Annotated in this window: 28 protein-coding genes; 13 read left to right on the top strand and 15 right to left on the bottom strand. The window is 73.4% G+C overall.

What is annotated here, in order from left to right; genetic code table 11:
- Positions 1-42: 42 nt before the first annotated feature.
- The gene (locus ACFYS8_RS19235; protein WP_387642694.1) at positions 43-444 is read right to left on the bottom strand and encodes a hypothetical protein; all 402 of its coding nucleotides are present in this window, start codon (positions 442-444) and stop codon (positions 43-45) included.
- Positions 445-651: 207 nt separating this feature from the next.
- Between ACFYS8_RS19235 and ACFYS8_RS19230 the strand changes: the two genes are divergently transcribed.
- From ACFYS8_RS19230 to fxsA, 4 genes are all read left to right on the top strand, one after another.
- Positions 652-1,092 (top strand): Lrp/AsnC family transcriptional regulator, encoded by a 441-nt coding sequence (locus ACFYS8_RS19230; protein ID WP_387642693.1) that lies wholly within the window; start codon positions 652-654, stop codon positions 1,090-1,092.
- A 26-nt stretch (positions 1,093-1,118) separates the two neighbouring features.
- A complete protein-coding gene (locus ACFYS8_RS19225) occupies positions 1,119-2,732 on the top strand; it encodes an amidohydrolase (RefSeq protein WP_387642692.1) in 1,614 nt (537 codons plus the stop codon).
- Between the two features lie 96 nt (positions 2,733-2,828).
- The gene (gene lnt, locus ACFYS8_RS19220; protein ID WP_387642691.1) at positions 2,829-4,406 is read left to right on the top strand and encodes an apolipoprotein N-acyltransferase; all 1,578 of its coding nucleotides are present in this window, start codon (positions 2,829-2,831) and stop codon (positions 4,404-4,406) included.
- 244 nt (positions 4,407-4,650) lie between these two features.
- The gene (fxsA, locus tag ACFYS8_RS19215) at positions 4,651-5,220 is read left to right on the top strand and encodes an FxsA family membrane protein (RefSeq protein ID WP_387642690.1); all 570 of its coding nucleotides are present in this window, start codon (positions 4,651-4,653) and stop codon (positions 5,218-5,220) included.
- 146 nt (positions 5,221-5,366) lie between these two features.
- Here fxsA and ACFYS8_RS19210 read toward each other — a convergent pair whose 3' ends face one another.
- The 3 genes from ACFYS8_RS19210 to ACFYS8_RS19200 all read right to left on the bottom strand — a co-directional run bounded on the left by ACFYS8_RS19210 (position 5,367) and on the right by ACFYS8_RS19200 (position 7,907).
- On the bottom strand, positions 5,367-5,741 hold the full coding sequence (locus tag ACFYS8_RS19210) for an RNA polymerase-binding protein RbpA (protein ID WP_073816413.1): 375 nt from the start codon (positions 5,739-5,741) through the stop codon (positions 5,367-5,369).
- Positions 5,742-5,976: 235 nt separating this feature from the next.
- A complete protein-coding gene (locus ACFYS8_RS19205) occupies positions 5,977-7,590 on the bottom strand; it encodes a hypothetical protein (RefSeq protein WP_387642689.1) in 1,614 nt (537 codons plus the stop codon).
- A 122-nt stretch (positions 7,591-7,712) separates the two neighbouring features.
- Complete coding sequence (locus ACFYS8_RS19200) at positions 7,713-7,907, bottom strand: hypothetical protein (RefSeq protein ID WP_014134294.1); 195 nt, start codon at positions 7,905-7,907, stop codon at positions 7,713-7,715.
- Positions 7,908-8,128: 221 nt separating this feature from the next.
- Between ACFYS8_RS19200 and ACFYS8_RS19195 the strand changes: the two genes are divergently transcribed.
- The 3 genes from ACFYS8_RS19195 (at position 8,129) to ACFYS8_RS19185 (ending at position 10,140) form a co-directional block, all read left to right on the top strand.
- A complete protein-coding gene (locus ACFYS8_RS19195) occupies positions 8,129-8,635 on the top strand; it encodes a GNAT family N-acetyltransferase (protein ID WP_387642688.1) in 507 nt (168 codons plus the stop codon).
- 115 nt (positions 8,636-8,750) lie between these two features.
- Positions 8,751-9,602: a DNA polymerase subunit beta gene (locus tag ACFYS8_RS19190; RefSeq protein ID WP_387642687.1), complete on the top strand. Its 852-nt coding sequence runs from the start codon at positions 8,751-8,753 to the stop codon at positions 9,600-9,602.
- A gap of 1 nt (position 9,603) precedes the next feature.
- A complete protein-coding gene (locus tag ACFYS8_RS19185) occupies positions 9,604-10,140 on the top strand; it encodes a GNAT family N-acetyltransferase (RefSeq protein WP_387642686.1) in 537 nt (178 codons plus the stop codon).
- On the opposite strand, the gene ACFYS8_RS19180 is transcribed toward ACFYS8_RS19185, so the two are convergent.
- From ACFYS8_RS19180 to ACFYS8_RS19165, 4 genes are all read right to left on the bottom strand, one after another.
- The gene (locus tag ACFYS8_RS19180) at positions 10,137-10,787 is read right to left on the bottom strand and encodes a transcriptional regulator (protein WP_387642685.1); all 651 of its coding nucleotides are present in this window, start codon (positions 10,785-10,787) and stop codon (positions 10,137-10,139) included. The two genes, ACFYS8_RS19185 and ACFYS8_RS19180, sit on opposite strands and share 4 nt — an antisense overlap.
- Before the next feature lie 117 nt (positions 10,788-10,904).
- Positions 10,905-11,516, bottom strand: coding sequence for a YbhB/YbcL family Raf kinase inhibitor-like protein (locus ACFYS8_RS19175; RefSeq protein ID WP_387642684.1), 612 nt, complete (start codon positions 11,514-11,516; stop codon positions 10,905-10,907).
- Between the two features lie 159 nt (positions 11,517-11,675).
- Positions 11,676-11,993 carry an alpha/beta fold hydrolase gene (locus ACFYS8_RS19170; RefSeq protein WP_387642683.1) on the bottom strand — a complete coding sequence of 106 codons (318 nt, stop codon included), beginning with the start codon at positions 11,991-11,993 and terminating at the stop codon, positions 11,676-11,678.
- Positions 11,990-12,490 (bottom strand): SRPBCC family protein, encoded by a 501-nt coding sequence (locus tag ACFYS8_RS19165; protein WP_387642682.1) that lies wholly within the window; start codon positions 12,488-12,490, stop codon positions 11,990-11,992. Before ACFYS8_RS19165 ends, ACFYS8_RS19170 begins: the two co-directional genes overlap by 4 nt.
- A 183-nt stretch (positions 12,491-12,673) precedes the next feature.
- Here ACFYS8_RS19165 and ACFYS8_RS19160 point away from each other — a divergent pair, with 183 nt between their 5' ends.
- Both ACFYS8_RS19160 and ACFYS8_RS19155 read left to right on the top strand, forming a co-directional pair.
- Complete coding sequence (locus ACFYS8_RS19160; protein WP_387642681.1) at positions 12,674-13,507, top strand: alpha/beta fold hydrolase; 834 nt, start codon at positions 12,674-12,676, stop codon at positions 13,505-13,507.
- A 27-nt stretch (positions 13,508-13,534) separates the two neighbouring features.
- Entirely contained in the window at positions 13,535-14,146 is a 612-nt protein-coding gene (locus tag ACFYS8_RS19155; RefSeq protein ID WP_387642680.1) for a TetR/AcrR family transcriptional regulator, read from the top strand.
- Between the two features lie 46 nt (positions 14,147-14,192).
- Here the strand turns inward: ACFYS8_RS19155 and ACFYS8_RS19150 are convergent, their stop codons facing one another.
- The 4 genes from ACFYS8_RS19150 to thrS form a co-directional block, all read right to left on the bottom strand.
- Positions 14,193-14,810, bottom strand: coding sequence for a vitamin K epoxide reductase family protein (locus ACFYS8_RS19150; RefSeq protein WP_387642679.1), 618 nt, complete (start codon positions 14,808-14,810; stop codon positions 14,193-14,195).
- Between the two features lie 4 nt (positions 14,811-14,814).
- A complete protein-coding gene (locus ACFYS8_RS19145) occupies positions 14,815-15,609 on the bottom strand; it encodes a DsbA family protein (RefSeq protein ID WP_387642678.1) in 795 nt (264 codons plus the stop codon).
- A 174-nt stretch (positions 15,610-15,783) separates the two neighbouring features.
- Positions 15,784-16,422 (bottom strand): hypothetical protein, encoded by a 639-nt coding sequence (locus ACFYS8_RS19140; RefSeq protein ID WP_387642677.1) that lies wholly within the window; start codon positions 16,420-16,422, stop codon positions 15,784-15,786.
- 212 nt (positions 16,423-16,634) lie between these two features.
- Positions 16,635-17,849: a threonine--tRNA ligase gene (thrS, locus tag ACFYS8_RS19135; protein WP_387642676.1), complete on the bottom strand. Its 1,215-nt coding sequence runs from the start codon at positions 17,847-17,849 to the stop codon at positions 16,635-16,637.
- Between the two features lie 219 nt (positions 17,850-18,068).
- Between thrS and ACFYS8_RS19130 the strand changes: the two genes are divergently transcribed.
- From ACFYS8_RS19130 to ACFYS8_RS19115, 4 genes are all read left to right on the top strand, one after another.
- Complete coding sequence (locus ACFYS8_RS19130; protein WP_387642675.1) at positions 18,069-19,556, top strand: hypothetical protein; 1,488 nt, start codon at positions 18,069-18,071, stop codon at positions 19,554-19,556.
- Between the two features lie 65 nt (positions 19,557-19,621).
- Entirely contained in the window at positions 19,622-20,614 is a 993-nt protein-coding gene (locus ACFYS8_RS19125; protein WP_387642674.1) for an NAD-dependent epimerase/dehydratase family protein, read from the top strand.
- Positions 20,615-20,690: 76 nt separating this feature from the next.
- Positions 20,691-22,052 carry a cytochrome P450 gene (locus tag ACFYS8_RS19120; RefSeq protein ID WP_387642673.1) on the top strand — a complete coding sequence of 454 codons (1,362 nt, stop codon included), beginning with the start codon at positions 20,691-20,693 and terminating at the stop codon, positions 22,050-22,052.
- A 32-nt stretch (positions 22,053-22,084) separates the two neighbouring features.
- Positions 22,085-22,864, top strand: a complete 780-nt coding sequence (locus tag ACFYS8_RS19115; protein WP_387642672.1) for an SDR family oxidoreductase — start codon at positions 22,085-22,087, stop codon at positions 22,862-22,864.
- Between the two features lie 13 nt (positions 22,865-22,877).
- Here the strand turns inward: ACFYS8_RS19115 and ACFYS8_RS19110 are convergent, their stop codons facing one another.
- From ACFYS8_RS19110 to ACFYS8_RS19100, 3 genes are all read right to left on the bottom strand, one after another.
- A complete protein-coding gene (locus ACFYS8_RS19110; protein ID WP_387642671.1) occupies positions 22,878-23,570 on the bottom strand; it encodes a hypothetical protein in 693 nt (230 codons plus the stop codon).
- 108 nt (positions 23,571-23,678) lie between these two features.
- Positions 23,679-24,815 carry a Cmx/CmrA family chloramphenicol efflux MFS transporter gene (locus ACFYS8_RS19105; protein ID WP_387642670.1) on the bottom strand — a complete coding sequence of 379 codons (1,137 nt, stop codon included), beginning with the start codon at positions 24,813-24,815 and terminating at the stop codon, positions 23,679-23,681.
- Positions 24,816-25,091: 276 nt separating this feature from the next.
- Positions 25,092-25,484 carry a DUF1992 domain-containing protein gene (locus ACFYS8_RS19100; RefSeq protein WP_387642669.1) on the bottom strand — a complete coding sequence of 131 codons (393 nt, stop codon included), beginning with the start codon at positions 25,482-25,484 and terminating at the stop codon, positions 25,092-25,094.
- Positions 25,485-25,542: the final 58 nt, after the last annotated feature.

The raw sequence follows: 25,542 nt of genomic DNA, 5'->3' as shown, positions 1-25,542 counted from the left end.
GGAGGGCGCCGGCCCGCGGCACCCTCGACGGGATCCGGCGGCTCAGGCCGCCCGGCGGTCGCGCTGCGCGGGCACCAGGGCCCGCACCGCGCGGTGGGCACCCGCGTGCGAGAACGGCTGGGTGCGCCAGTCCAGCGCCGTCGGCAGCGTCACCAGGTTCTCCGGGCCGGCCTGCTCGGGCTGCTCCTCGGACTCCGGCAGGTCGGCCGTCGGCGCGCCGGTGCCCCGGCAGATCGCCGACTGGAAGGGGTTCCACGCGGAGGGCAGCACCGCGTGCTGCGGCAGCCGCTCCTCGTCCCCGATCAGGGCGATCGGACGGTCGCAGGCCGGGCAGTGCACCCGGACGATCTCCCAGTTGTCGGCCGCACCCGCGTCCGTCCCCAGGGACAGCTCGGGCGCGCCGGGTTCGTCCTCGACGTCGGAACGCTGGTCGGTGGAAGGCATCTGATCCCCCTCGGATCGGGCCGGAGTCACTCGTTGTCCGGGCCACCAGCAGCACTTCCCGCTGACGGCGTGTCATAACCCTGCGCTCCGGCGCACGGTGATGCACCACATGTGTTCCTCGCCACATTCCGTTGGCATGTGCCCCCCGAATGCGCCCCCAGCGAGCTCGCTGCACAGCCCGGTAAGGATCGAGTAGGTTGACGCCTTGTGGAGGAACTCGACCAGCGCATCGTCCGGCTGCTGCTGCAGGACGGACGGATGAGCTACACCGACCTGGGCAAGGCCACCGGCCTGTCCACCTCGGCCGTGCACCAGCGGGTGCGCCGCCTCGAGCAGCGCGGCGTCATCCGCGGCTACACCGCCATCGTCGACCCGGAGGCCGTCGATCTGGCGCTCACCGCGTTCATCTCGGTCAAGCCCTTCGACCCGAGCGCGCCCGACGACACCCCCGACCGGCTGGTCGGCCTCCCCGAGATCGAGGCCTGCCACAGCGTCGCCGGCGACGAGAACTACATCCTCAAGGTCCGCGTCCCCGGCCCCGGCGACCTGGAGGACCTGCTCGCCCGGATCCGCTCCGCCGCCGGCGTCTCCACCCGCACCACCGTCGTCCTCTCCACCCCGTACGAGGCCCGCCCCCCGAAGCTCTGACCGTCCGTGGTGCGAGACTGGTCGCCATGACCGAACGCACCGACCGGACCGTCCTGCTGCGCGGCGGCAACGTCTACAGCCCCGCCGACCCCTTCGCCACCGCCATGCTGGTCGAGGGCGAACACATCGCCTGGGTCGGCAGCGACGGAGCCGCCGAGGCGTACGCCGACGTCGCCGACGAGATCGTCGACCTCGCCGGCGCCCTGGTCACCCCCGCGTTCGTCGACGCCCACGTGCACGCCACCTCCACCGGCCTCGCCCTCACCGGCCTCGACCTGACCGCCTGCGCCTCGCTCGCCGACGCGCTCACCGCGATCGCCTCCTTCACCGACGGCTTCGGCGACGGCATCCTGCTCGGCCACGGCTGGGACGAGACCCGCTGGCCCGAGCACCGCGCCCCGTCGCTCGCCGAACTCGACGCCGCCGCCGGCGGAGCCGCGCTCTACCTGTCCCGCACCGACGTCCACTCCGGCCTCGCCACCAGCGCCCTGCGCGCCCTCGTCCCGACGCTGGCCGACTGCGCCGGGTACTCCGCCGACGGCCCGCTCACCCAGGACGCCCACCACGCCGTCCGCCGCGCCGCCCTCGCCCACCTCACCGCCGCCCAGCGCCGCGACGCCCAGCTCGCCACGCTGCGCCGCGCCGCCGAACTCGGCATCGGCGCGCTGCACGAGTGCGCCGGCCCCGACATCTCCTCCGCCGAGGACCTCGCCGCGCTGCTCGCGCTGGCCGCCGAGACCGACGGCCCCGAGGTCTTCGGCTACTGGGGCGAGCTCGGCGCCGCGGGTGTCGAGACCGCCAAGCGGCTCGGCGCGGTCGGCGCCGGCGGCGACCTGTTCGTCGACGGCGCGCTCGGCTCGCACACCGCCTGCCTGCACGACAGCTACGCCGACACCGATCACACCGGCGTCGCCTACCTGACGGCCGAGCAGATCGCCGAGCACGTCGCCGCCTGCACCGAGGCCGGCCTGCAGGCCGGGTTTCACGCCATCGGCGACGCCGCGATCACCGCCGTCGTCGAGGGCGTGCGCGCCGCCGGGGAGAAGCTCGGCGCCGAACGCGTCAAGGCGATGCGGCACCGCGTCGAGCATGCCGAGGCGCTCACCCCGGAGACCCTCGCCGCGTTCGCCGAACTCGGCCTGACCGCCTCCGTCCAGCCCGCCTTCGACGCCACCTGGGGCGGCCCCGACGGCATGTACGCCGAGCGCCTCGGCGCCGAACGCGCCGCGCAGCTCAACCCGTTCGCGGCGATGCTGCGGGCCGGCATTCCGCTGGCCTTCGGCTCCGACGCGCCCGTCACCCCCCTGGACCCGTGGGGCACCGTCCGGGCCGCCGCGTTCCACCGCACCCCCGAGCACCAGATCTCGGTGCGCGCCGCGTTCACCGCCCACACCCGCGGCGGCCACCGCGCCCTCGGCCACGACACCGACGGCGTGCTCGTCCCCGGCGCGGTCGCCTCCTACGCGGTCTGGGCCACCACCGACCTGGTCGTCCAGGCCCCCGACAACCGCATCGCCGGCTGGTCCACCGACCCGCGCTCCGGCACCCCCGGCCTCCCCGACCTCACCCCCGGCGAGCCCCTCCCCACCTGCCTGCGCACCGTCGTCCGCGGGCGGACGGTGCACACCCACCAGGCCTAGCAGGCCCTCTCTACGCGTGATGTACCTTTCGGGGGACGTCGTACGGAGTAGAGAGATGGTGCGCAGGTGGCACTGCCCGTTTCGCAGGAGCGCCCCGTGACCGGGCAGCAGCCGGAGGACGGGGCGCCGGCGCGCCGCGGCCGCGGGGGATGGTGGGCCCGGACCGGCCTGGCCGCGGTGTGCGGGACGGCGATGGCGTTCGCGTTCCCGCCGTACGACGTGTGGCCGCTGTCGATCCTCGGGGTGGCGGCGCTGACGCTGCTGACCCGGGGCCGGCGGGCCCGGCACGGCGCCTGGCTGGGCTACGTGTTCGGGCTGCCGTTCTTCGTGGTGCTGCTGTCCTGGCTGCGGGTGGTGGGCTGGGACGGCGTGGTCGGCCTGTCGGCGATCGAGTCGGTGTTCTTCGCGCTGATGGGCGCGGGCCTGGCGCTGACCTCGAAGCTGCGCGGCTGGCCGCTGTGGGGCGCGATGCTCTGGGTGACCCAGGAGTGGGCGCGCGACCGGCTGCCGTTCGGCGGCTTCCCGTGGGGCCGGCTGGCGTTCGCCAACACCGCCAGCCCGTTCACGCCGCTCGCCGCGCTCGGCGGCGCCCCGCTGGTGACCTTCGCGGTCGCCTCCTGCGGCGCGCTGCTGGCCTGGGCGGCGCTGTGCGTGCTGCGGGCCCGCCGGGCCGGTACCGCCGTACTGCCGTGGCGCACCGCCGCGGGCAGCCTGGCGGCCGTCGGACTGGTGCTGGTCGGCTACGCGGTGCCCGTGCCGACCGCGGCCGCCGACACCGTGAAGGTCGCGATCGTCCAGGGCAACGTGGACCGCCCCGGCATGGACTTCCTCGGCCGGCCGATGCTCGTCCTGAACAACCACGCCAAGACCACCGAGCAGCTCGCCGAGGACGTCGCGGCCGGCCGGGTACCCAAGCCCGACGTGGTGATCTGGCCGGAGAACGCCTCCGACCTCGACCCGTTCACCGACCCGGCGGCCTACGCCCGGATCGACCAGGCCGTGAAGACCATCGGCGTCCCCACCCTGGTCGGCGCCCTGGTCGACGGCCCGGACCAGCAGCACGTGCGCAACGAGGGCATCGTGTGGGACCCGAACTCCGGCCCGGGGGAGTCCTACACCAAGCAGCACCCGGTGCCGTTCGGCGAGTACGTACCGTTCCGCGCCGAACTCTCCAAGGTGATCACCCGCCTGCAGCGGGTCGCCCGCGACTTCTACCCCGGCACCGGCAGCGGCGTCATGCACCTGGGCCCGGCCCGGATCGGCGACGTGATCTGCTTCGAGGTGGCGTACGACGAGATCGTCCGCGACACCGTCAACCAGGGCGGCCGGGTGCTGGTGGTGCAGACCAACAACGCCACCTACAACAACACCGGGCAGACCGAGCAGCAGCTGGCGATGTCCCGGCTGCGGGCGGTCGAGCACGGCCGGGCGGTGCTGATCGCGGCCACCAGCGGCGTCAGCGCGGTGATCACCCCGGACGGCGTGGTCGAGCAGCGCACCAAGGAGCTCGACCAGGAAGTGCTGAGCGCCGTGGTGCCGCTGCGCGACGGCCAGACGGTCGCCGACAAGGTCGGCGCCGGGCCGGAGTGGGTGCTCGCCCTCGGAGGCCTGCTGGCCTGCGGCTTCGCCGCCGCGGCCGGGTGGCAGCGGCGCCGGGCGGCCAAGCGGGCCTGAGCGGGCGTTCGGCGGCTCGGGGCGGTCCTGGCGCGTGCTGGGCCGCGCCCGGCCGTTTTGGGCCTCCGTGGAGCCGGTCAGCGGCGGGTCAGGGCCGGGGCGGCGGAACACCCGGCTCCGTCCAGGTCAGGGCCGGGGCGGCGGAACACCCGGCGGTGCCGGGCCGTTGTCCAGGGTGGTGCCGTGAACGCGGCCGGAGTCGCCGGCCGCCGCTGAGAGCACCGCGATGGAGTGGATCCGTACCGTGTCCCAGCAAGCAACCTCGGCCCGTCCGACCCGGCGCGGGCGCATCGCCCGATTCGTGCCGCTGATGATCGCCGCCTGGCTGGTGCTGGAGATCTGGCTGGTCACCGTGGTGGCCGGCTGGGTGGGCTGGTTCCTGACGCTGGTGCTGCTGCTCGCCGGAGTGTTCCTCGGCGGCACGGTGATCAAGCGCGCCGGGGTACGGGCGTTCCGCGCCGCGGTCGAACTGTCAAAGGACCCGCAGTCCGCGCAGCCGCAGACCGGCACCTCGATGACGGTGCTGGCCGGCGTCCTGCTGATCCTGCCGGGCTTCCTGTCCGACCTGCTGGCCGCCACCCTGCTGCTCCCGCCCACCCGCGCCGTGTGGCGCGCCGCCGCCCGCCGGCTCACCGGCACGGTGCTGCGCTCCACCGCCCCGGTCGGCGCGGACCGGTTCGCCGACGCGATGCGCCTGCAGGAGCAGCTGCGCATCCACCGCCCCGACGGCAAGGTCGTCCAGGGCGAGGTCGTCGACCCGCCGGCCGGCCCGAAGGGCCCGGACACCGAGTACCGGCCGCCGATCGCCCCCTGACCCCGGTCACTCTCCCCGCTTCTCACTCTCCCCGCTTCGGATCGCTCCGGAGCGGGGAGTTTTCTGTTCCTCGCTCCGGAGCCGGGAACGCCGAAGGGCCCCGGAACTTCCGGGGCCCTTCGGCAGTGGTGCGGTGTCGCGGTCCGTCAGGCGGACTTGCGGGAATCCCGCGGGTGGACCGCCAGGTTCATCCCACCGGAACGGAGTACGGCCAGGCGCTCGGCCAGAACCTCCTCCAGCTCCTCGCGGGTCCGGCGCTCCATCAGCATGTCCCAGTGGGTGCGCGTGGGCTTGGTCTTCTTCTCCTCGGGCTCCTCACCGTCGAGGAGTGCGGCCTCCTGGCCACAGAAGCGGCATTCCCACACCACGGGGATCTCCGCCTCGACCGAGAACGGCACCTCGAATCGGTGTCCGTTCTGACATGCGTACTCAACGGTCTGGCGCGGTGCCAGATCAATACCGCGGTCGGTCTCGTAGCTGGTCGCCCCGAGTCGCGTGCCGCGGAGAGCTCGCTCGCTCATGAATCGTGCCTCCCGGGCTTCTTGCCCACAGGACTAGTGGTCGCTGTCTTCGTCGATGGGTCCAACGCTCGACCTCCGACGAAGATTCCCGTCCGGGACATACGTCGCCTGTCGTGCCGCCCCTGTTTGTACCCATGGTCGCCCGATTTGTCACATCTGCGCGGTGATATCACCCGGCGTGTCACATTTTGTGCACTTCTGGTCGGCGTGAATCGGGGGCAACCGCGCGGGTCCGTCAGGCCGGACGCGACTGTGTCGGGGCGGCGTCCTTGGTCAGCTGCACCGCGGCAACCTCCGCGGCCACCTCAACGGCGACCTCCGGGTCGGACTCGGCGGGCTCGGCCGCGGTCGGGGCGGGCGCCTCGATCGGGCTGTCGCGGTGCGGCAGCAGCGCGATCACCGCCTCGCGCAGGGCCGGCGGGGCCTCGTCGTCCAGCGGGTCCACCGTGACCGGGACCTGGACCCGGACCGGGGAGGCGGTGCCGAGCCGGGCGTAGCCGCGGCCGGGCGGGGTGTGCGCGGCGGGCGCGATGTCCAGTGGGACGCCGAGCCCGGCCGAGCCGGACTCGGAGGTGACCGGGCCGAGCACCATCCGGGCCCGGGTGCAGGTGTGCACGGTGGCGGCGATCCGGTGCCGGGCGTCCAGGTCGTCCACGAACACCACCGTGACGCGCGCCGCCCGGCCGTGCCGCAGCGGCACCTCCAGCAGCTCCTGCGGGTCGGTGCGGCCCTCGGCGTGGGCGAGTTCGGACAGCTCGGTGAGGTGGTCCAGCAGGATCCACAGCGGCCGGGTGACGTCCGCCGGCGCCGGTACCCCGTGGTGGCGGGCCGCGTTCAGCGCGATCAGCCGGCGCTCGGTCTCCTTCGCCACCCACTCCAGCGCGGCCAGCGCCCCGTGCAGGCTGGTCTCCACGGTGTACACGCCCGGACGGTTCACCAGGCAGGCGTGCTCGCCGGTGCTCGCGCCGTCCACCACCACCAGGTCGCCGTACGGCAGCGCCTGCAGCGCGATCGAACGCAGCAGCGTCGAGGTGCCGTAACCGGCGGCGCCCAGCGCCAGCAGGTGCGGCTCGGCCGAGCGCGGGCCGACCCGCCACACCACCGGCGGCTGCTGCTCGGTCACCCCGCCCTGCTCGACCGGGATGGTGCGGTGGTGGCTGCCCGCGCCGTCGGTGAAGCCGAGCACGATCTCGCCCGGCGCGGTGACGAAACGCTGCGCCACGATGTCGGCCGGCAGCGGCGCGAGCGAGGTGACCCGCAGCCGGTTGATCTCCTCGTCCCAGTCGAAGCGGTACTCCCTGGAACGGCCCGCCTTGCCCTGTACCACCTGCTCGATCCGGGCCCGGGCGGCGGGCTCGGTGTCGGTGAAGTACGCCGGGTAGGAGATCTCCAGTGCGGTGAGCCGCCCGTCCGGGTCGAACTCCCAGCCGGAGAACGCGGCCCGCCACTCGCCGTCCAGCCGGTACAGCGCGAACGGCTCGTCGAACCCGCCGAGGTAGGGGGTGAGCGCCGCGTACAGCGCGGTCAGCTTGACGTCGGCGTGGTCCGGCTGCGGCTCGGCGGCGGACTTGGGGCTGCGGCCGACCCAGGCGGCCGAGGCGACCAGGGCGATCAGTGCGATCAGTGGGCCGTGCGGCAGCAGGAAGACGCCGAGCGTGACGGCCGCGCCGACCAGCAGCGTCGGGCCGCGGCGCTCCTTCGGGGTGGCCGCCCAGCGGGTCTTGGCCCAGTCGGCGTGGCGGAGCAGGCCGCGGCCGATCAGCGTCAGCGGCGTGAACACGTCGGCGGCGTGGTCGCCGGCCGTGCGGGCGAGGTCGCGGCCCCGGTGGAAGTGGCGGATGAGGGACATGCTGGCTCCCGAGGCGGGTGGTGTTTCGACGGTCGGTCGGTCGCCGGCGGGGACGGCCCGGGTCGGCGAAAGGCCCGGGGCGGTGGGACCTCCGCGCCCGGGCCGCAAGGAGGTGGGGCCGGTCAGAACTTCAGGCCGCCGATCAGGCTGGCCAGGCTCGCGCCGCCCGCCTGAATGCTCGGGGCGATCGAGGAACCCGCGACGTAGAAACCGAACAGTGCGCACACCAGGGCGTGCGAGATCTTCAGCCCGTCCCGGCGGAAGAACAGGAAGGCGATGACGCCGAACAGCACGATGCCTGAGATGGAGAGAATCACGGGATGCTCCTCACGGGGGCGGGGACAAGTTGACAGAAAGTGCCCTAATGGTGACAAAAAGTAATAGATGATGGTGTGCGGCAAACGGGTTGACCCCGAGGCGCCCGCCCGGAAATCGCCTGAACGGCGGTTTGCGGGCGCACCCTGAACGGCCGTCCGGATGCGCGGGGCCGGGCGCCCGCCGAAAGGCCGCCAGGAAGCGGCCCGTACCCTTGACCGACATGGAGATCCGCACCACCGGCTTCGGACACCCCGACGCCCAGAAGCTCGCCGCCGACGTCCAGCAGGAGTACGTCCTGCGCTACGGCGACGGCGACCAGACCGCCATGCACACCGACCACTTCGACCCGCCCACCGGGCTGTTCGTGATCGGCTACGTGGACGGCGAGCCGGTGGCCTGCGGCGGATGGCGGGTCAAGGAGCGCGACGCGGACGGCCTGCGCGACGGTGACGCCGAACTCAAGCGGATGTACGTCGTCCCCGCCGCCCGCGGCAAGGGCTACTCCCGCACCCTGCTGCGCCACCTCGAACAGGCCGCGATCGCCGCGGGGCGGACACGGCTGGTGCTGGAGACCGGCACCCTGCAGCCCGAGGCGGTCGGGCTGTACAGCTCCGAGGGGTACGTCGAGATCCGCAAGTTCGGCTACTACAAGGACCACGAGCTCAGCATCTGCATGGGCAAGGAACTCGTCGGCGCGGAGGCCGGCTTGAGCGCCGGCGCACGGTAACTTTCGGGTTCTCACGGCCGGTTGAGTTCGGCTCATGCCGCACCGCGCCTTCCGGGCGGCCGTTCGGGCGAAAACGTCTGGCGGGGGAGGGGGCGGTGCGGCATCGTGGCGGGCGATGAACGAGAACAGTGGGCATGGCGAGTTGAGCGAGGCCGAGCTCGGGCGGATCGCCTCGCGGCTGGTGGCGGTCGAGGGAATTGTCGGCGTCTGCCTGGGCGGTAGCCGGGCGCGTGGGGCGCATGTTGCGGGTTCCGACTACGACTTGGGGTTGTACTACCGGGCCGGTGAGTTGGACACCGATGCGCTGCGCCGGCTGGCGGCCGAACTCTGCGGCGGGCCCGTCGAGGTGACCGAGCCCGGCGGCTGGGGTCCCTGGGTGGACGGCGGGGCGTGGCTGGATCTGGGCCCGGTGCGGGTCGACTGGATCTACCGGGACGTTGCCCGGGTCCGCGAGTACGCCGCCGAGGCGCGGGGCGGGCGTTACGTTCAGGGCCAGCAGGCCGGGCATCCGTACGGGGTGCCGTCGTACGCGTACGTCGGCGAGTTGGCGATGGGACGGGTGCTGGCGGACCGGGACGGGTCGTTGGCCGCGCTTCAGGGTGAAGTGCGGGAATTCCCGGCCGAGTTGGCGAGGCGGTTGGAGGCGGACGCCGGGTGGGAGGTGCCGTTCGTGCTGGCCAATGCGCGCAAGGGGGCGCGGCGCGGCGATGCCGGTTATGTGCAGGGCTGCCTGTTCCGGGCGGTCGGTCTGCTGGTGCACGCGCTGCACGCGCGGGACGGGCGGTGGCTGGTGAACGAGAAGGGGGCGATCGCCTCGGCCGGGCAACTCCCTTCCGCGCCACCGGACTTCGAGCGGCGGGCACAGGCGTTGTTCGCCCCTGGCGGGACCGACCCGGCGGCGCTCGGTGCGGTGCTGGACGCGGCGGAGAAGCTGGCGGTCGAGGTGCTGGCCGGGGCGGGGGTCTGAGATGGCGGCATTCGTCGAACTGACCACGCCCCGGCTGCTGTTGCGTCAGTGGCAGGACAGCGACCTGGACCGGTGGGCGGAGTTGAACGCCGACCCCGAGGTGCGACGGTATTTCGGTGCGGTGATGACCCGGGAGCAGTCTGCGGGGGCGCTGGAGGCGTTCCGGGCGGAGCTCGCCGAACGTGGCTGGGGCTGGTGGGCCGTCGAACTCCGGGACGGGGGGCGGTTCCTGGGGTTCGCCGGGCTCGATCCGGTGGACGAGGAGGCGCCGGTCGAGGGCGTCGAGGCAGGCTGGCGGCTGCACCGGGACGCGTGGGGCCACGGTTACGCGACGGAGGCGGCGCGGGCTGTACTCCGGTACGGATTCCAGGAGTTGGCGCTGCCGGAGATCCTGGCACTGATCGCGGCCGGGAACGCTCCGTCGCGGGCGGTGGCGGAACGCCTGGGCATGACGTACGACCCGGCGGCGGACTTCGAGGATGTGACGCTGCCGCCGGGGGAGCACCGGCGGACGGTGGTGTACCGGCTGAAGCGCTAGAGCAGTGCTGCCCAGAAGGACGCCTCGTACGCCTGCATCATGACGGCGGCGTGCCGGGCGTCCTCGGCGGATTCGCCCTCGTCGAGGGCGAGTTGGAGGAGGCCGAGGGCGGTGGGTTCGAAGTCCGGGGGGAGGGTGGCGAAGTAGCGGAAGAAGGCGGTGGCTTCGGCGGAGAGGCCGTAGTGGACGGGGAGGGCCTTGGCGAGGCGGGCGCAGTAGCCGCCCCAGAAGCCGAAGTTGGCGAGGAGGGCGAGGACGGTCTCGCCGAGGCGGCCGTTCTGGGAGAGCCAGGCGAGGTAGTGCGGGTAGGTCTGCGCGGCCGGGCGGGGGCGGTAGGCGGCCAGGTCGGCGGGCGGGAGGCCGACGGCGGTGGCGAAGGGGGTGAGCAGGTCGAGTGCCTGGCCTTCGCCCTCCGCGAGCCCGAGGAAGAACGCGGCGGAGGTGGGGGAACTGTCGGCGTGGCGGGCGGCGATCAGGGCGAAGGAGCGGCGGTCGCTGTGGATGATCCGGTACTCCTCGCCGGCGATCCGGCGCAGTGCCTCGACGGGTGCGGTGCCGGCCTCCACCAGTTCGACGAGGCGGTTGTGGGCGGCGGCCGGGGCGAGTTCGGCGACGGTGCGCTCGTACAGTTCCCGTGCGTTGGTCATGGGGCACCTCCGGCGGCGGGACTGGTGCGGACACCGCCCATGGTAGGGGCGGTGTCCGCGGCCGCCGGAGCGCCACACCGGGGAACGGCGTTTGCGCTCAGCGGTGTTGTGCGGGCGTCAGGGGGTCCGGGTGAAGGTGCCGACGATGGTGGTGGCCCCGAGGACGTACGGCTGGATCGCGGCGGTGACCTCCTCGTACGTCAGCCCCGCGGTCGGGAGGGTCGGGGTGGAGAGCGCGTAGAGCGTGAAGACGTAGTGGTGGGGCTGGCCCGTGGCGGGCGGGCAGGGGCCGCCCCAACCGACTATCGGGTCGCCGAAGCTGTTGGCGCCCGGGGTGAACTGGGCAGTGCCGTGGCCGTCGATGCGGCGGGCGGAGCCGGGGATGTCGTAGAGCACCCAGTGGTGCCAGCCGCCGGCCCGCGGCGCGTCCGGGTCGTTCACCAGCAGCGCGTAGCCCTGTGTGCCGGCAGGGGAGTTGCGCCAGTCCAGTCGGGGCGCGAGGTTCTTGCCGTGGCAGGGCGAGTCCTCGATGCCCGGCCAGCCGAACTCCGTCCACGCCGGGAGCTTGCCGCCGTCGCGGAAGTCCGGGCTGGTGAGGGTGAACGGCGTGAGGCGGGCCGTCGAGGAGGTGTCCGACGCCGGGGCGGCGGCGGTGAGCGTGCAGCTGATGGTCAGCGCGGCAGCGGCGATGGCGGCCGTGCGCAGCGCGGGCAGGCGAGAGATGATCAACTTGACCCCCGTGTCGTTGATTTGACGCACCGTCAGGTACGGGCTGTGCGGCGGCCGTCAGCTAACCGGCCATTCGGCGGGCGGTCAAGAGTTTGCGCACTGAGGATCTCGTGGCGCGACAACTGCCGGCCGGGTGGAGGGTGCGGTGGGCGCGGCGGATCAAGGTGGCGAGGCGGTCCGGGTGTTGGAGGGAGAGTAGGTGGCCGCCGGGGGTGCGGAACAGGCGGGAGTGGCGGGTGGCGGCGTGGACATATCGAGCAGCGGTGGGCGGCGGCCGGTCGCCTCGCGGGTCTCGAGGGCGGCGTCGTGCGCGGCGGCGCCTGCGGCGTCGAGGGTGAACGGGCGGGCGGCGAGGGTGCCGTGGCCGGGGAGGTCCGCGGCGCTGACGCGGAAGTCGGGGGTGAGGCGGCGGACGTGCGGGCGCCGCATGGTGGCGGACAGGCGGATGCCGTGGACCAGCACGATCGAGGTGGTCACGGGTGGGCAGGGTGCGTCGACTCGACTGCGGCGCGGAGGCGTTCGAGGGTGGCGCGCATGCCGGCGCGGTTGATCTCCGCGCGGTCGGTGGGTCGGGTGCCGGTGAAGGCACGGCCGAGGAACTCGGTCAGGCGGGAGCCCCGGCCGGTGCGCAGGTCCTCCCAGTACTCGGTGACGCGGACGGCGTCCGGCCCGTCCGGCTCGATCAGGTAGCCCCAACTGGCCACCGGGAGACCGAAGATGGCCACCCGGAAGGCGAACTCCTGCGGCGCCCTGGCGGTGCTGACCCGGCAGTCGGTGAACCACACGAACGGGCCCTTGCGGTTGAAGCCCAGGAAACGGGTGCCCTCGGTGACCGGTCCGCGGCCCAGCGTCCGGATCGCGAAGCACTCCGGGCTCCAGCGGGCCAGGTTCCGGATGTCGCGGAGCGCGGCGTACACCGACTCGGCGGAGGCGTGCACCGTCACGCTCTCCCGAAGGGTCCATTGGCGGGTCATGCGTACCTCCGATGGGGTGGGGGTCCGGACTGTAATCGGTGCGCGGAGAGCGGCGCAAGAGCGGCGGGTGTCGCCAAAAGTGCTGGTGGGGACGGTACTTGACGGTTCGGGAGAGTGCTCGCTAGCTTGGAACGAGACGACTCGTTCCGAGCTGTGGGGCGAGTGGAGACGGGAGGGTGGATCGTGCGGATACCGGTGCCGGGCGCCGAGGCGCTGGCCGCGACGGTGACGGTGCCGGACGGTGTACCCACGGCGGTGCTGGTGCTGTGGCCCGCGCTCGGGGTGCCGGCCGGCTACTACGCGCCGTTCTGCGCCGAGTTGGCCGCGCGCGGCGTCGCCACGGTGGCGGCGGACCTGCGCGGGCAGGGCGAGAGCGGGCCGCCCGCCGACCGTCGCTCGACGCACGGCTACCACGCGCTGGCCGCCCGGGACTTCCCGGCGGTGACGGCGGCGGCCCGGGCCAGGTTCGGGCCGGACGTGCCGCTGTTCCTGCTCGGCCACAGCATCGGCGGGCAGGCCGCCGTGCTGGCCGCCGCGCGCGAACCCAAGGCGGTGGACGGCCTGGTGCTCGTCGCCTCCGGCACCGTGGACTTCCGGGGCTTCACCGGCATCGCCCGCCTGCGGGTACTGGCCAGCACCCAACTCCTCGCGCTGATCGCCACGTTGTGGGGTTACTGGCCCGGCCACCGGCTCGGCTTCGGCGGCCGCCAGCCCGCCCGGCTGATGCGCGACTGGGCCCGCCTCGGCCGCACCGGCCGCTTCGCGCCCGCCGGCGCCGACCTCGACTACGAACAGGCCCTGGCGGCGCTCTCCCTGCCCGTCCTCGCCGTCTCGCTCCCGGGCGACCACCTCGCCCCCGCGAGCGCGGTCGACCGCCTGGTCGCCAAGCTCCCCGCCGCCCAGGTGGAGCGCCGCCACCACACGCCCGCGAACGGCGAATCCGCCGACCACGTCCGTTGGGCCCGCTCCGGCGGCGGGATCGCCGAACTGATCACCGGCTGGCTGGCCGGGCGCTGACGAGAACAGACGGAGGCAAGGACACTCATGGGGGAGAAGCGGAATCTGCTCCCGCTGTCCGAGGAACAGGGCGCGCCCGTAAGGGACTTGGCGGCCCGGGAACGGATCCTGGAGACCACGCTGCGGGTGCTGTCCCGGGTCGGCTACGCGAGGGCGACGGTCGGCGGCATCGCGCAGGAGGCCGGCGTCGGCAAGGCCACCGTCTACCGGTCCTGGCCGCACAAGGCCGCACTCACCCTGGACGCCGTACGCACCCGGCTGCCGGACATCCCGGTGGACGACCTCGGCGACAGCCCGCGCGAAATCCTCGCCGTGGCCCAGGCGCTGGCCGGCCTCTACGGCGCCCCACAGGTCCGGGCCATTCTGCCTGCGCTGATCTCGGACGCCGCCACCGACCCCGAACTCGCCCACCGCCTGCGCACCGAGCTCATCCAGCCCCGCCGCGACCGCTCCGCCACCGTCCTGCGCCGCGCCGTCACCCGGGGCGTCCTCCCTGCCGACACCGACGTCCTCACCCTGCTCGACATGTGGGCCGGCCTGATGCTCTTCCGCGGCATCGTCCTCGACGGCGACCTCGACGAGCGGGGCGTCCAGGCCCTGGTGTCGGCCGCGCTGGCCTCCCCGCCAAGGGTGCCGTGAGAAGCCGAAAGGGCCGGCCCGCGGAGGGCCGGCCCTTTTCAGGGCCTCAGAGCAGCGTCGACCAGTAGTACCAGAAGCGGGTCAGGATGAGCAGGCCTATCAGCAGGAAGCCGGCGGCCGGGACCAGCCACTGGTGGTTGAGGGTGGCCAGGCGGCGGACGGTGGGTGGGGTGGGGAGGATGCCGGTGCGGATGTTGTGGATGGTGGTGGACCAGAAGAGGGTGATGACCACGGCCCAGACCACCATGCAATAGGGGCACAGGGCGCCGATCTCGTACAGGGCCTGGCGGATGAGCCAGGCGACGAAGGCGAGGCCGACGAGGCTGCCGCCCTGGAGGGCGAGCCAGAACCAGCGGCGGTAGGAGGCGCCCGCGAGCAGGCCCGCGCCGATGGCGGCGAGGGCGCCGAAGGCGGCCAGGCCGAGGATCGGGTTGGGGAAGCCGAAGACTTCGGCCTGTTCGGTGCGCATGACCGAGCCGCAGCTGATGATCGGGTTGATGTTGCAGTTCGGCTGGAAGGCCGGGTTCTCGATCAGCCGGATCTTGTCCAGGGTGAGCTGCGCCGAGGCGGCCAGGCCGAGCAGTCCGCTCAGCAGGATCAGCCAGGAGAAGCGGCGGCTCGCTGCGCCCTTGATTGCTGGGGTGGTGTCCCGGGCCGTGGTCATCGCGTCACCCGCCCAGGGTCTGCTTGACCAACGCGCTGAACTGCTCGCCGTTCAGCGCCTTGCCGTCCTTGCCGATCACGTCGAGGGTCTTGCCGTCGAGCTTGACGGTCGGGGTGCCGGTGACGCCGCTCTTGTTGAACGCGGCGGCGACCTTGGTGGCCCAGTTCTTGTAGGTGCCCTCGGTGACCGCCTTGGTGAAGGCCTCGGTCTTCAGGCCGGGGACCTGGCCGGCGAGGTCGAGGATGTGGTTGACGTCGCCGAAGGCGTCCGAGCTCTCGGCGGGCTGGTTGGCGTAGAGCACGTCGTGGAACTGCTTGAACTTGTCGACGCCCTCGTTCAGCGCGGCGCCGGCCGCGGCCAGCGCGGTCTTCGAGCCCTTGCCGCCGAGGTTGTTGTCGAGGAACGCGGCCATGTGGTACTCGATCTTGTACTGGCCCTGGTCGGCGAGTTCCTTCGCGGCCGGCCCGGACGAGGTCTCGAAGGCCTCGCAGACCGGGCAGCGGAAGTCCTCGTACACGGCCAGGGTGTGCGGGGCGTCCGGGTTGCCGTAGACGACCACAGTGCTGTCGGGGCCGGTGGCGTTGGCCGGGACGGCGATCGGGCCGCTCGCGGAGTCGGAGTTCTTGGAGGCGTTCACGGCGAGGGTGGTGCCGCCCGCGATCACGGCGACGGCCGCGACGACCGAGATGCCGATGGTGAGGGCGCGGCGGCGCTTGGCGCGCAGCGCCTCCGCCTGCTGGGCCTGCTTCAGGCGCTCGCGGGCCGAGACCGTCTTGGCGGACTTGTGGGTGCTGGGCATGGTGATCCGTCTCCTCTGCACCCGGCGGGCGGCGCGGCCCGGCTCCCAGGTGGTCTCACCTGGACGGGAGCAGGGGCGGGCGGCGGCCCGGCGGGGTGCGGGTCATGAAAAGTGAAGGGGCAGCGGGATGCCCGGAGACGGCCGCGGAACGCGTCGTGCGAAGTGGCGGGGCCGTCAGCAGGCGAGGGCCAGCTGCGGCGGTCCGCGACGCGGGGCGGGGGTGTGGACGGCGTCCTGCGGACGGCGCGGGGCGGGCTCGACGCCGGCCGGGGGCAGCAGCTCGGCCGGGCAGGCCGGGCGGGCCGCCAGGAGCAGCGCGCGCCAGTGGCCGGGCAGCAGCCGGGCCACCGTGCGCAGGGCCTCGCCGACCCCGTCGAGGGCGGCGTCGGCCAGCCGCAGCCAGGCCGCGGCGGCCAGTGCGACCACCAGGTGCACGCCGAGCACCAGCAGGCGCAGCATGCTCGCCGAGTTGTGCGTCCACTCGGCGAACAGTTCGGAGCCGCTGACCCGGTCGCCGCCACAGACCAGCAGGTCCACGCCGTGCATGGGCCGGGAACAGGCGTCCTGGCCGAGGTTGAAGACGGTGTTGAGCAGCAGTTCGACCGGTACCAGCACCGCGGACAGCAGCAGGAAGTGGCGGCGTGCGCCGTCCAGCAGGACCGCGAGCAGGAAGACCGCGACGCAGGCGACTGCGACCAGGGTGAGCGGCAGGGCACGGCCGGTGATCACCACCTGGCCGAACGCGGCCAGCGGCACGGCGAGCGCGGTGAACACCGCGCCCCGCAGGGCTCTGGTCGCGTGAATGCCGGTCATGGCTCCGGAGTATGCCACGCCGAAGGTCCCGGGCACGAGGGCCCTTCGGCCCCGGCGATGGCCGTCCGACCTGCGGATAAGCCCTGGATAAAGGGGACTTGGGCGTGTGCTGGGGCTGCGGCCGGGACGATTGGTGCCTGGTCGGCCGGGGGTGCGGCGTGGGTCTTGTCACGCTCCTGTTGTGGTCTGCGCCACACTCCCGGCCGGTCGGTTCACCAGAGAGCGGCGCTGTGCGCCCGCACCCTCGCGTCGATCTGCGCCAGCAGCTCCTCGGCGGGCAGCGGGTCGAGCCGGCGGCCGTCGCGCAGCCGCACCGCGAGGGTGCCGTCGGCGGCCTCGCGCGGACCGAGCACCACCTGGTACGGCGCGAGCCGGGCCTCCCGGACCCGGGCGCCCAGTGAACCGCGGTCCGCACCCAGCACCCCGGCCCGCAGATCGAGCTCCAGACAGCGGGCGGCCAGCTCGCGCGCCGCACCCTCCTGCTCCTCGCCGAGCGGCAGCACTGCCAGCTGCACCGGCGCCAGCCACGCCGGGAACGCCCCGCCGTGCTGTTCGATCAGCTGCGCCGCCGCCCGCTCCACACTGCCGAGGATCGCCCGGTGCACCATCACCGGCCGGTGCTTCGCCCCGTCCGGGCCGATGTAGTGCAGGTCGAACTGCTCGGGCTGATGGAAGTCGACCTGCACGGTGGACAGGGTCGACTCGCGGCCCGCACCGTCCACCACCTGCACGTCGATCTTCGGTCCGTAGAACGCGGCCTCGCCGACGCCCTCCTCGTACGGCACACCGAGCTCGTCCAGCACCCCCACCAGCAGCGCGGTCGCCCGCTCCCACAACTCCGGCCGGGCCACGTACTTCCCGCCGCCCCCCGGCAGCGACAGCCGGTAACGGGACGCGGTGATGCCCATCGCCCGGTACGCCACCGCGATCAGCTCCAGTGCGCCGCGCGCCTCCTCCGCGACCTGGTCCAGGGTGCAGAAGATGTGCCCGTCGTTCAGCTGGATCGCCCGCACCCTGGTCAGCCCGCCCAGCACCCCCGACCGCTCCGAGCGGTACATGCCGCCCAACTCGGCCATGCGTAGTGGTAGTTCACGGTAGCTACGGGGGCGGGAACGGAACATCACGGCGTGGTGCGGGCAGAGGCTGGGGCGGAGGACGAGCTGGTCGTCCTCGCCCATCGAGAGCGGCGGGAACATGTCGTCGCGGTAGTGCGCCCAGTGCCCCGAACGCTCGTACAGCTCACGCTTGCCCAGCACCGGCGAATACACGTGCCGGTAGCCCGCGCGCCGCTCCAGGGCGCGGATGAAATCCTCCAGGCTCTGCCGCACCACGGCGCCGTCCGGCAGCCAGAACGGCAGACCCGAACCGATCAGCGGATCGGTGTCGAACAGGTCCAGCTCGCGGCCCAGTTTGCGATGGTCGAACACGGCGGTCTCCTCACCGGAAGGGGGACGAGCCGCCACGGCCGCACATGCGAAAGCCCCGGGCGCTCGGCCCCGGGGCTTGATCAGAACAGCAGTCAGCGCGCCGGGACACTCTCCGGCGTCGTCGTCAGCATCGCAGCGCGCTTCATGGCCGGAACGGTAGCAGGACGGGCTGCGGGACGCACGGCGTTTGTACGCCAACGGGCGTGCCAGGATGGGCCGGTGATCGACAACGAGCCCCTGCTGCGCGGCATCGCCGCCAACCCCGGCGCGCCCACCGCCGTCCTGCTGCGCCTGCTCGCGTCCGAGGCCAAGGCCGCGTGGCCGGTGTTCACGCAGCGTCGACTGCCGGACGAGTTCGTCGAGGCGGCGCTGCGCAGCCCCGACGCGGGCGTGCGGAGGGCGATCGCCGGGAACCCGTGGCTCAGCGACGAGCAGTGCCTGAGGCTGGCGGGCGACCCGAACGATCTGGTGGCGGTCAGGCTCTTCTCCGGCAAGTACGCCGAACGGCGACCCCGCCCGCTGTCCGACGCGGTGCTCGAACGGATCCACCTCGCCACCTTCGAGCGGACCGCGCCGCACCTCACCCTCAACGAGATCGTCGGCGAACTGGACCGCTGCGGCGCCATCACCGCCACCTTCCGCCGCCGGACGGCCAGCCACCCGTCACCCCAACTGCGCCTCCAGGCAAGCTACTTCCTCGACGCGCTCGACGAAGAGCAGCGCGCGGCCCTGCTGGACGACCCCGATCCGGAGGTCCGCGCCGCCGCCCGGCGCTACCGCGCCCCCATGGCGCTGACCGCCGAGGACCTCGCCCACGCCGGCGCCGACCGCAACCGCGCCTACTGGTACGCCACCCGCCTCGTCCCGCCCGAGCTGTTCGAAGCCGGCCTCGCCGACGGCTACGCCTACAACCTCGCCGGAAATCCGCACCTCACCCGCGAAGAGATCCACCGCCTGGCCGCCCACCCCGACCCGCACGTGCGCCACCGCGTCGCCGAACGCGACGACCTCACCCCCGAGTTGATCGCCCTGCTCGCTGCCGACCCAGACCCGGGCGTCCGCCGGCGTGCCGAGGTCGAACCCGCCCCGCGCAGGCGCGCCGAGACCCTGGCCGTCAACTGGGTCGACTACTCCTACCCGAGCGCCAATCGCTGGATCTTCCGTAACTCCCTCGACCGTCCCGCCCTCGACTGGTACCACGCCTGCGCCCGCTCCCCGCATCCGCTGCTGCGCCGCGCCGCCGCCACCTGCCCCGAACTCGACGCCCCGACGGTCGAGTTGCTCGCCGCCGACCCCGACCCCGAGGTGCGTCAGCTGCTCGCCCTGTGCCACCCCGATGCTCCGCCGGCCCTGCTGCTGGAGACCTATCTCGCCGTCCCCGAACACCGCCTCCGGCTGCGCCTGCGGGACACGTTTCCGAGCCGGGGCGTGCCCGCCGAACTCGCCCGGCACGACGATCCCGAGGTGCGCGAACTCGCCGCCGCTGACCCGGAGTTCGACGGCGACCTGGCCGCGCTGCTGGCCGACCCCGACCCGAGCGTCCGCCGCGCCGCCGCCGCGAACCCCCGCACGCCGGTCGGCACCGTTGCCGCGCTGCTCGCCGATCCGGACGCCGCGCCCGAGTTGCGGGAAGGGGCCGCTGCCAGTGCCCATCTGACGGAACGTCAGATGGGCGAACTGCTGGACCGGTTGGAAATTCCTCGCTGACGGGGTGAGCGCGGTGCTATTTGTGTGAGTGCCAATGACGGGTCACCGAGAGGGTGTTGTTCACCATGCAGAACACTTCCGCCGACCGGCTCAGCCTGCTCGTGCTGGGTGGCACGCGGTTCGTGGGCCGGGCCGTGGTCGAGGCCGCGCTGGCCGCGGGCCACCAGGTCACGATGTTCAACCGCGGTCTCAGCGACCCCGGGCTGTTCGCCGAGGCGGGCGTCGAGACGCTGATCGGCGACCGCACCGCGGACCTGTCCGCGCTGGAGGGGCGCCGCTGGGACGCCGTGATCGACGTCGCGGGGTATCTGCCCGAGGTGGTGCAGCGTTCGGTCACCGCCCTCGGGGATCGCGTCGGCCGGTACGTCTTCGTCTCGACGATCTCGGTGCTCGCCGACCTGTCCACCGTGCAGGACGAGGACGGCGAGGTGCTGGAGCTCGTCGAGGGCCTGCCGCCGATCCAGCTGTACGGCGCCAACAAGGCCGCCTGCGAGCGGATCGTGCTGGACGCGTACGGCGAGCGCGCGAGCATCGTCCGACCCGGACTGATCGTCGGCCCGTACGACACGACCGACCGGTTCGCGTACTGGCCGCGGCGGTTCCGGCGCGGCGGCCGGGTGCTGCTGCCCGGCGACCCGGCCGACCCGACCCAGTTCATCGACGTCCGCGACCTCGCGGCGTGGATCCTCGGCTGCGCCACCGGGCAGCGCGGCGGAATCCACCTGGTCACCGGCCACAGCATGCCCATCGGCGAGTTCTTCACCGCCTGCCAGGCTGTGGCGGGCTCCGACGTGGAGACGGTCTGGATCGGCACCGAGACCCTGCTGAAGGCCGGCGTCGCGCCGTGGATGGGCGTCCCGCTGTGGAACGGCGACCCGGACTACGCGGCGGCCAACCGGTCCGACATCTCCCGTGCGCTGGCTGCCGGGCTGACGTTCCGCCCGCTGGCCGAGACCCTCGCCGACACCCTGGCCTGGGACACCGCCCGCGGCGGACCGGCCCCCGACAAGGAGGGCCTCAGCGCGGCGGAGGAGGAACGGCTGCTGAACGCCGGATGATTGCGGACCGGCGCGCGGCGCCCACGCTCCGTTAGGGTGGTTGCTCGACCGGGCGGGCCAGCAGGGGAGAGACGTGATGGTGACGGCAGCGGACAGCACCCTTCCGGAGCTCGACGCCGAGGAACTCGTCCGCTGGCGGGCCGGCGGCGGGCGGCTGGTCGACCTGCTGACGGCCGCTCAACGGCTCGGCCCCGTAGCCGGGTTCAGGATCGGCGACCGGCAGGTGGTGCTGGTCACCGGGCCCGAGGAGGTCCAGCACGTGCTGGCCCGCAACCCCGACACGTACGTCAAGCACGGGCACCGCGCGAAGGTGCTGCTCGGCGACGGCCTGCTGTGCGCCGCCGGAGAGCCGTGGCGGCGCCAACGCAAGCTGCTGCAACCGCAGTTCACCGTCCGCGGCATCCGCACCTACGAGCCGCAGTTGCGCGCTGCGGTGGCGGCGCTCGCCGACCGGTGGCGGGCCGCCGCAGACAGCGGCGAGGCGCGCGAACTCGACGCCGACCTGCGGTACTTCTCGCTCGACGTGATCTGGCGCTCGCTCACCGCGCAGGCGCTGGACGAACCCACCTACCGGCAACTGGTCGCCGCCGGGGACAGCCTCGCCGCGATCCCCGCGTTCGCCCCCGCCACCGGCGAGACCGCCGCCGACTTCAGCCAGGCCGTCGCCGACGCCGACCGGGCCGCCGAGCACGCCATCGCGCTCGCCCGGAAGGCCGACGAACCCACCCTGATCGCCGTGCTGCTCCGTGCCGCCGGCGAACTGCCCGGCTACGACGAGAAGTTGGTGCGCGACGAACTGCTCACCCTGATGGTGGCCGGCTACGAGACCACCGCCACCACCCTCGGCTGGCTGTTCCTGCTGCTCGACACCCACCCCGAGCAGCGCGACTGGGCGCTGTCCGCCGGCCCGGCCGGTTCCGCGGAACGGGCGGCCGCGATCCGGGCGCTGATCGACGAGACGCTGCGGCTGTACCCCGTCGCCTGGCTGATGCCCCGGCACGCCGCCGAGACCGGCACCGTCGGCGGCCGGACCGTCCCCGCCGGCGCGACCGTCCTGCTGTGCCCCTACCTGACGCACCGCGACCCGGCGCTGTGGCCCGACCCGGAGACGTTCCGGCCGCAGCGCTTCCTGACCGCCGAACGGCGCCCCGCGCCCGGCACGTACTTCCCGTTCGGCCTGGGGCCGCGCGCCTGCATCGGCGCGCAGTTCGCGGTGCGGGAGATGACGCTGCTGCTGGAGGAGTTGCTGCCCGCCGTCCGGCCGGAGATCCGCGAGCGGCCCGGTGGGGCCGGGTACCGGCTGACCGTCCACCCGGACGGGCCGATCCGGGCGGTGCTGCGGCGGGATGCGGGGGACCGGGCTGCGGGGGACCGGGCGGTGGGGGATCCGGCTGCGGGAGATCGGGCTGCGAGGGACCGGGACGAAAACCGTTTGTGAGCGGGGCGGCGGGTTCGTCAGGATCGGCGCTGATGAAGACCGATTCGGATGCCCCGTCCCGTCCCGTCGCGCTGGTGACGGGAGTCGGCCGGACGGTCGGCATCGGCGCCGCCGTGGCCGAGCAACTCGCCGCCTCCGGCTGGGACATCGCGCACACCCACTGGACGCCGTACGACACCCGGATGCCCTGGGGTGTGGAAAAGGACGCCGTCGAGGCCGTCGGCGCGGCGATCCGCGCGCACGGCGCCCGGCAGCTCGCGGTGCCCGCCGACCTCGCCGACCCCGGGACGCCCGCCCGGCTGTTCGACCAGGTGGAGGCCGAACTCGGCCCCGTCACCGCGCTGGTGATGAGCCACGCCGAATCCGTCGACTCCGGGCTGCTCGACACCAGTGTGGAGAGCTTCGACCGGCACTTCGCCGTCAACACGCGGGCGAGCTGGCTGCTGATCCGCGAGCTCGGGCGGCGCTTCACCGGCCCGTTCGGCACCGGCCGGATCGTCGCCCTCACCAGCGACCACACCGTCGGCAACCTCCCCTACGGCGCCAGCAAGGGCGCACTCGACCGGATCACGCTGGCCGCCGCCCACGAACTCGCCCACCTCGGCATCACCGCCAACGCCGTCAACCCCGGCCCCACCGACACCGGTTGGATGAACGACACCCTCCGCGCCGACGTCCTCGCCCGCACGCCGTTGGCCCGACTCGGTACGCCGCAGGACGCGGCCCGGCTGATCGACTTCCTCTGCTCGCCGTCAGGGCAGTGGGTCAACGGTCAACTGTTGCGGAGCGACGGGGGATTTCGCGGGGTGTGACGGTGGGCGGTGTTCAGGCCTTCCGCTCGGAGCGTTCGCGCAACTCGCGGGTGCGGGCGGCGAGTTCGGCCAGGGAGAGGCCGGCGGTGCCGTCCGTCAGGCTGCCCAGGGAGGAGCCGTCCGCCCAGGCGCAGACCGGGAGTTCGCGCTTGTCGTCCCAGACCGCCGCGCAGGCGATCGCGCCGCCGAGCGGGCCGGGCTCGAACATGCGCAGGCCCGTGACGGCCGTGCTGTCGCGGAGGGTGGTGGTGTCGGTGTGGGAGTAGCCTCGGAGCATCCAGGCGGCCGCCTGGTCGGAGTCCGGCACCGAACCGCTCATCACCACCGCCAGCAACTCCGCCTGCGCGAAGCCGGTCGCCCCCGGCGGCCCGTACGCCACCACCTGAATGCTGCGGGGCACGAAGCGCTTGGCGTCGTCCGACTCGTACGCGGCCCGCAGTTGGGCCAGTTCCCGATCCTCCGTCACCCGTGACAGGCCCGCGAACTCGGCCGGCAGCGCGACCTTGCGCCGCTCCACCCCCGAGTCCATCGCCCCGGCGGCCAGTACGGCGAGCGCGAGAGCTGCCGCCGCCCCCACGCCGACGTCGAACTGCTTTGCCGTCAGCTGCCGGTACCACGGCACCGGCGGCTGCGGCTCCTCGTCCGCCGCCCAGAGTGCCCGCGGGCTGTCGCACCCCGACTGCGGATGCTGCGCGGTACCGGTCACTGGCTCCCCCGACTGAACTGAAATCAGATCGTCCGATCGAACGATGGCGAGCACTTTACAAGCACGCTGACCAGGGGCGACGCGGGGGCTGGGAGCGTTGGTGGCTGGTCAGGTGTTGGCACGGGCCGGGGCGTGGTTGCGGAGCGTCGGAGTGAGCACGAGGGCGACCGCGGTGAGGGCTGCGGCGGTGTACAGCGGGCCGGTCGGAGTGGGAAGAGTGGCGGCGGCGAGGAGAGGGCCGGCGGTGGCGCCGAGGTTGAGGGCGGCCGTCGCGTAGGCCCCGGCCATGGTGGGTGCGCCGGTGGCGGTGGCCAGGGCACAGGTGATCAAGGTGCCGCCGACGGCGAAGGAGAGCGTGCCGAGCACGGGTACGAGGACCGGCAGTGCGATCGGGAAAGCGGCCAACGCCGCCCAGCCGAGCGGCAGTAGCGGGCCCGCCACCGCGAGCAGTCGCAGCGGATGCCGGTCGGCGAGCCGCCCCGCGACGGTCACGCCCAGGACCGTGCCGAGACCGAACAGCACCAGCACCACCGGCACCCAGTGCCGCCCGAACCCGGCCGGGCCGGTCACCACCGGGGCGAGGAAGGTGAACGCCGCGAACGTCCCGGCGTTCACCAGCGCGCCCAGCAGCAGCACCCGAAGGAGCCGGGGGCGGGCGAGCTCGGCGAGTTCCGCGCGCAGGGCCGAACGCCCGGATCCGCCTCCGCCCGGGACGCCCCGCAGCACCCCGACGGCGGCCGGCCCGCAGAGCACCGCCACCGCCCAGAACGAGGCACGCCAGCCCAGCAGTTGACCGAGCAACGCCCCCGCCGGGACCCCGACCACGGTGGCCACCGTCGTCCCCGACAGCAGCACACCCACCGCCCGCCCCCGCCGCTCGGGCCCGACCAGGTCGGCCGCCGCCGTCACCGCCAGAGCGAGGAACCCGGCGTTCGCGAACGCCGCCACCACCCGGCTGACACACAGCACCGGGAACGATGCGGCCGTGGCGCCGAGGACGTGGGCCGCCGCGAACAGCACGAGGAAGGTGAGCAGCCCGGCCCGGCGCGGCCAGCGGCGGGCCAGCGCCGCCATCGGCGGGGCGCCCGCGACCATGCCGACCGCGAACGCCGAGGTCAACAGGCCGGCCGTGCCGACCGGGACGCCGAGCTCGGCGGCGAGATCCGGCAGCAGGCCGGACAGCATGAACTCCGAGGTACCCATGGCGAACACGGCCAGGGCGAGCAGGTACAGGGCAAGAGGCATCGCGCGGAACTCCGGGGTGAGGAGCGGAAACGGACAGCCGTCTCGTCACCAGGAGTCCAGGAACTGTGGTCGCGTTTCAGCGCCGCGCGGCCCCTCGGCGGGGCAGGCGCGGCCCGGCAGGGCGGACTCAGGTGCTCAGGGGCCGACGGCGGGGCCGAAGACCCCCACCTCGTCCGACTCGGGGCTCACCACGCTGCGCACACTACCGAACGCCGGCCGTGCGGTCATCTTCGGCCGCCAACGTGCGTCAGTGGTAACGGGTTTCCGGCTTCCGGTTCAGGTGTGGCGCCAGTTGGAGACCTCGGCCTCGATGTCCACCGGCGCGACGCCGAGCGGTGGGCCTTCGACGGGGCGGCGGAGGGCTGCGTCGATACGGGAGTTGAGCTCGGCGAGACGCTTGCGCAGCAGCGCCTCGGTGGGTGCGAGGCGGGCGGCGTCGAGTGCCTCGTGCAGCTCGTTGCGCAGGACGAGAGACGGGGGCAGAGAACTCAGGCCCTCGCGTTCCAGCTTCTCCCGGAGCCACCACATCTCGTGGTACGGCCGGTTCTCGTGGGCGAGCGGTTTGCCCGCGCCCGGCAGGTTGTCGAACTCGCCGCGCTCGGTGGCCTCCCGGATCTGCCGATCGACCCAGCTCTCGAAGGTGACGCCAGGGGGCTTGCGGTCGGTCATGGCCGGCTCCTCCCGTTCTTCCGTGTGCGGACGGCTGCTCCCACCAGCCTACGTCCTC

It is taken from the genome of Kitasatospora sp. NPDC004615 (assembly GCF_042873545.1).
Taxonomy (GTDB): domain Bacteria; phylum Actinomycetota; class Actinomycetes; order Streptomycetales; family Streptomycetaceae; genus Kitasatospora.
The sequence above is the reverse complement of the archived record's forward strand: the minus strand, read 5'-3'. Positions and strand labels throughout refer to the sequence as shown.

Coding starts and splice junctions, on each gene's coding strand:
- ACFYS8_RS19115 (WP_387642672.1), top strand. CDS start 22,085: ATGAAGACCGATTCGGATGCCCCGTCCCGTCCCGTCGCGCTGGTGACG.
- ACFYS8_RS19165 (WP_387642682.1), bottom strand. CDS start 12,490: ATGACCCGCCAATGGACCCTTCGGGAGAGCGTGACGGTGCACGCCTCC.
- ACFYS8_RS19100 (WP_387642669.1), bottom strand. CDS start 25,484: ATGACCGACCGCAAGCCCCCTGGCGTCACCTTCGAGAGCTGGGTCGAT.
- ACFYS8_RS19205 (WP_387642689.1), bottom strand. CDS start 7,590: ATGTCCCTCATCCGCCACTTCCACCGGGGCCGCGACCTCGCCCGCACG.
- ACFYS8_RS19180 (WP_387642685.1), bottom strand. CDS start 10,787: ATGACCAACGCACGGGAACTGTACGAGCGCACCGTCGCCGAACTCGCC.
- ACFYS8_RS19140 (WP_387642677.1), bottom strand. CDS start 16,422: ATGACCGGCATTCACGCGACCAGAGCCCTGCGGGGCGCGGTGTTCACC.
- ACFYS8_RS19120 (WP_387642673.1), top strand. CDS start 20,691: ATGGTGACGGCAGCGGACAGCACCCTTCCGGAGCTCGACGCCGAGGAA.
- ACFYS8_RS19225 (WP_387642692.1), top strand. CDS start 1,119: ATGACCGAACGCACCGACCGGACCGTCCTGCTGCGCGGCGGCAACGTC.
- ACFYS8_RS19185 (WP_387642686.1), top strand. CDS start 9,604: ATGGCGGCATTCGTCGAACTGACCACGCCCCGGCTGCTGTTGCGTCAG.
- ACFYS8_RS19105 (WP_387642670.1), bottom strand. CDS start 24,815: ATGCCTCTTGCCCTGTACCTGCTCGCCCTGGCCGTGTTCGCCATGGGT.
- ACFYS8_RS19210 (WP_073816413.1), bottom strand. CDS start 5,741: ATGAGCGAGCGAGCTCTCCGCGGCACGCGACTCGGGGCGACCAGCTAC.
- ACFYS8_RS19145 (WP_387642678.1), bottom strand. CDS start 15,609: ATGCCCAGCACCCACAAGTCCGCCAAGACGGTCTCGGCCCGCGAGCGC.
- ACFYS8_RS19235 (WP_387642694.1), bottom strand. CDS start 444: ATGCCTTCCACCGACCAGCGTTCCGACGTCGAGGACGAACCCGGCGCG.
- ACFYS8_RS19195 (WP_387642688.1), top strand. CDS start 8,129: ATGGAGATCCGCACCACCGGCTTCGGACACCCCGACGCCCAGAAGCTC.
- ACFYS8_RS19190 (WP_387642687.1), top strand. CDS start 8,751: ATGAACGAGAACAGTGGGCATGGCGAGTTGAGCGAGGCCGAGCTCGGG.
- ACFYS8_RS19150 (WP_387642679.1), bottom strand. CDS start 14,810: ATGACCACGGCCCGGGACACCACCCCAGCAATCAAGGGCGCAGCGAGC.
- ACFYS8_RS19155 (WP_387642680.1), top strand. CDS start 13,535: ATGGGGGAGAAGCGGAATCTGCTCCCGCTGTCCGAGGAACAGGGCGCG.
- ACFYS8_RS19125 (WP_387642674.1), top strand. CDS start 19,622: ATGCAGAACACTTCCGCCGACCGGCTCAGCCTGCTCGTGCTGGGTGGC.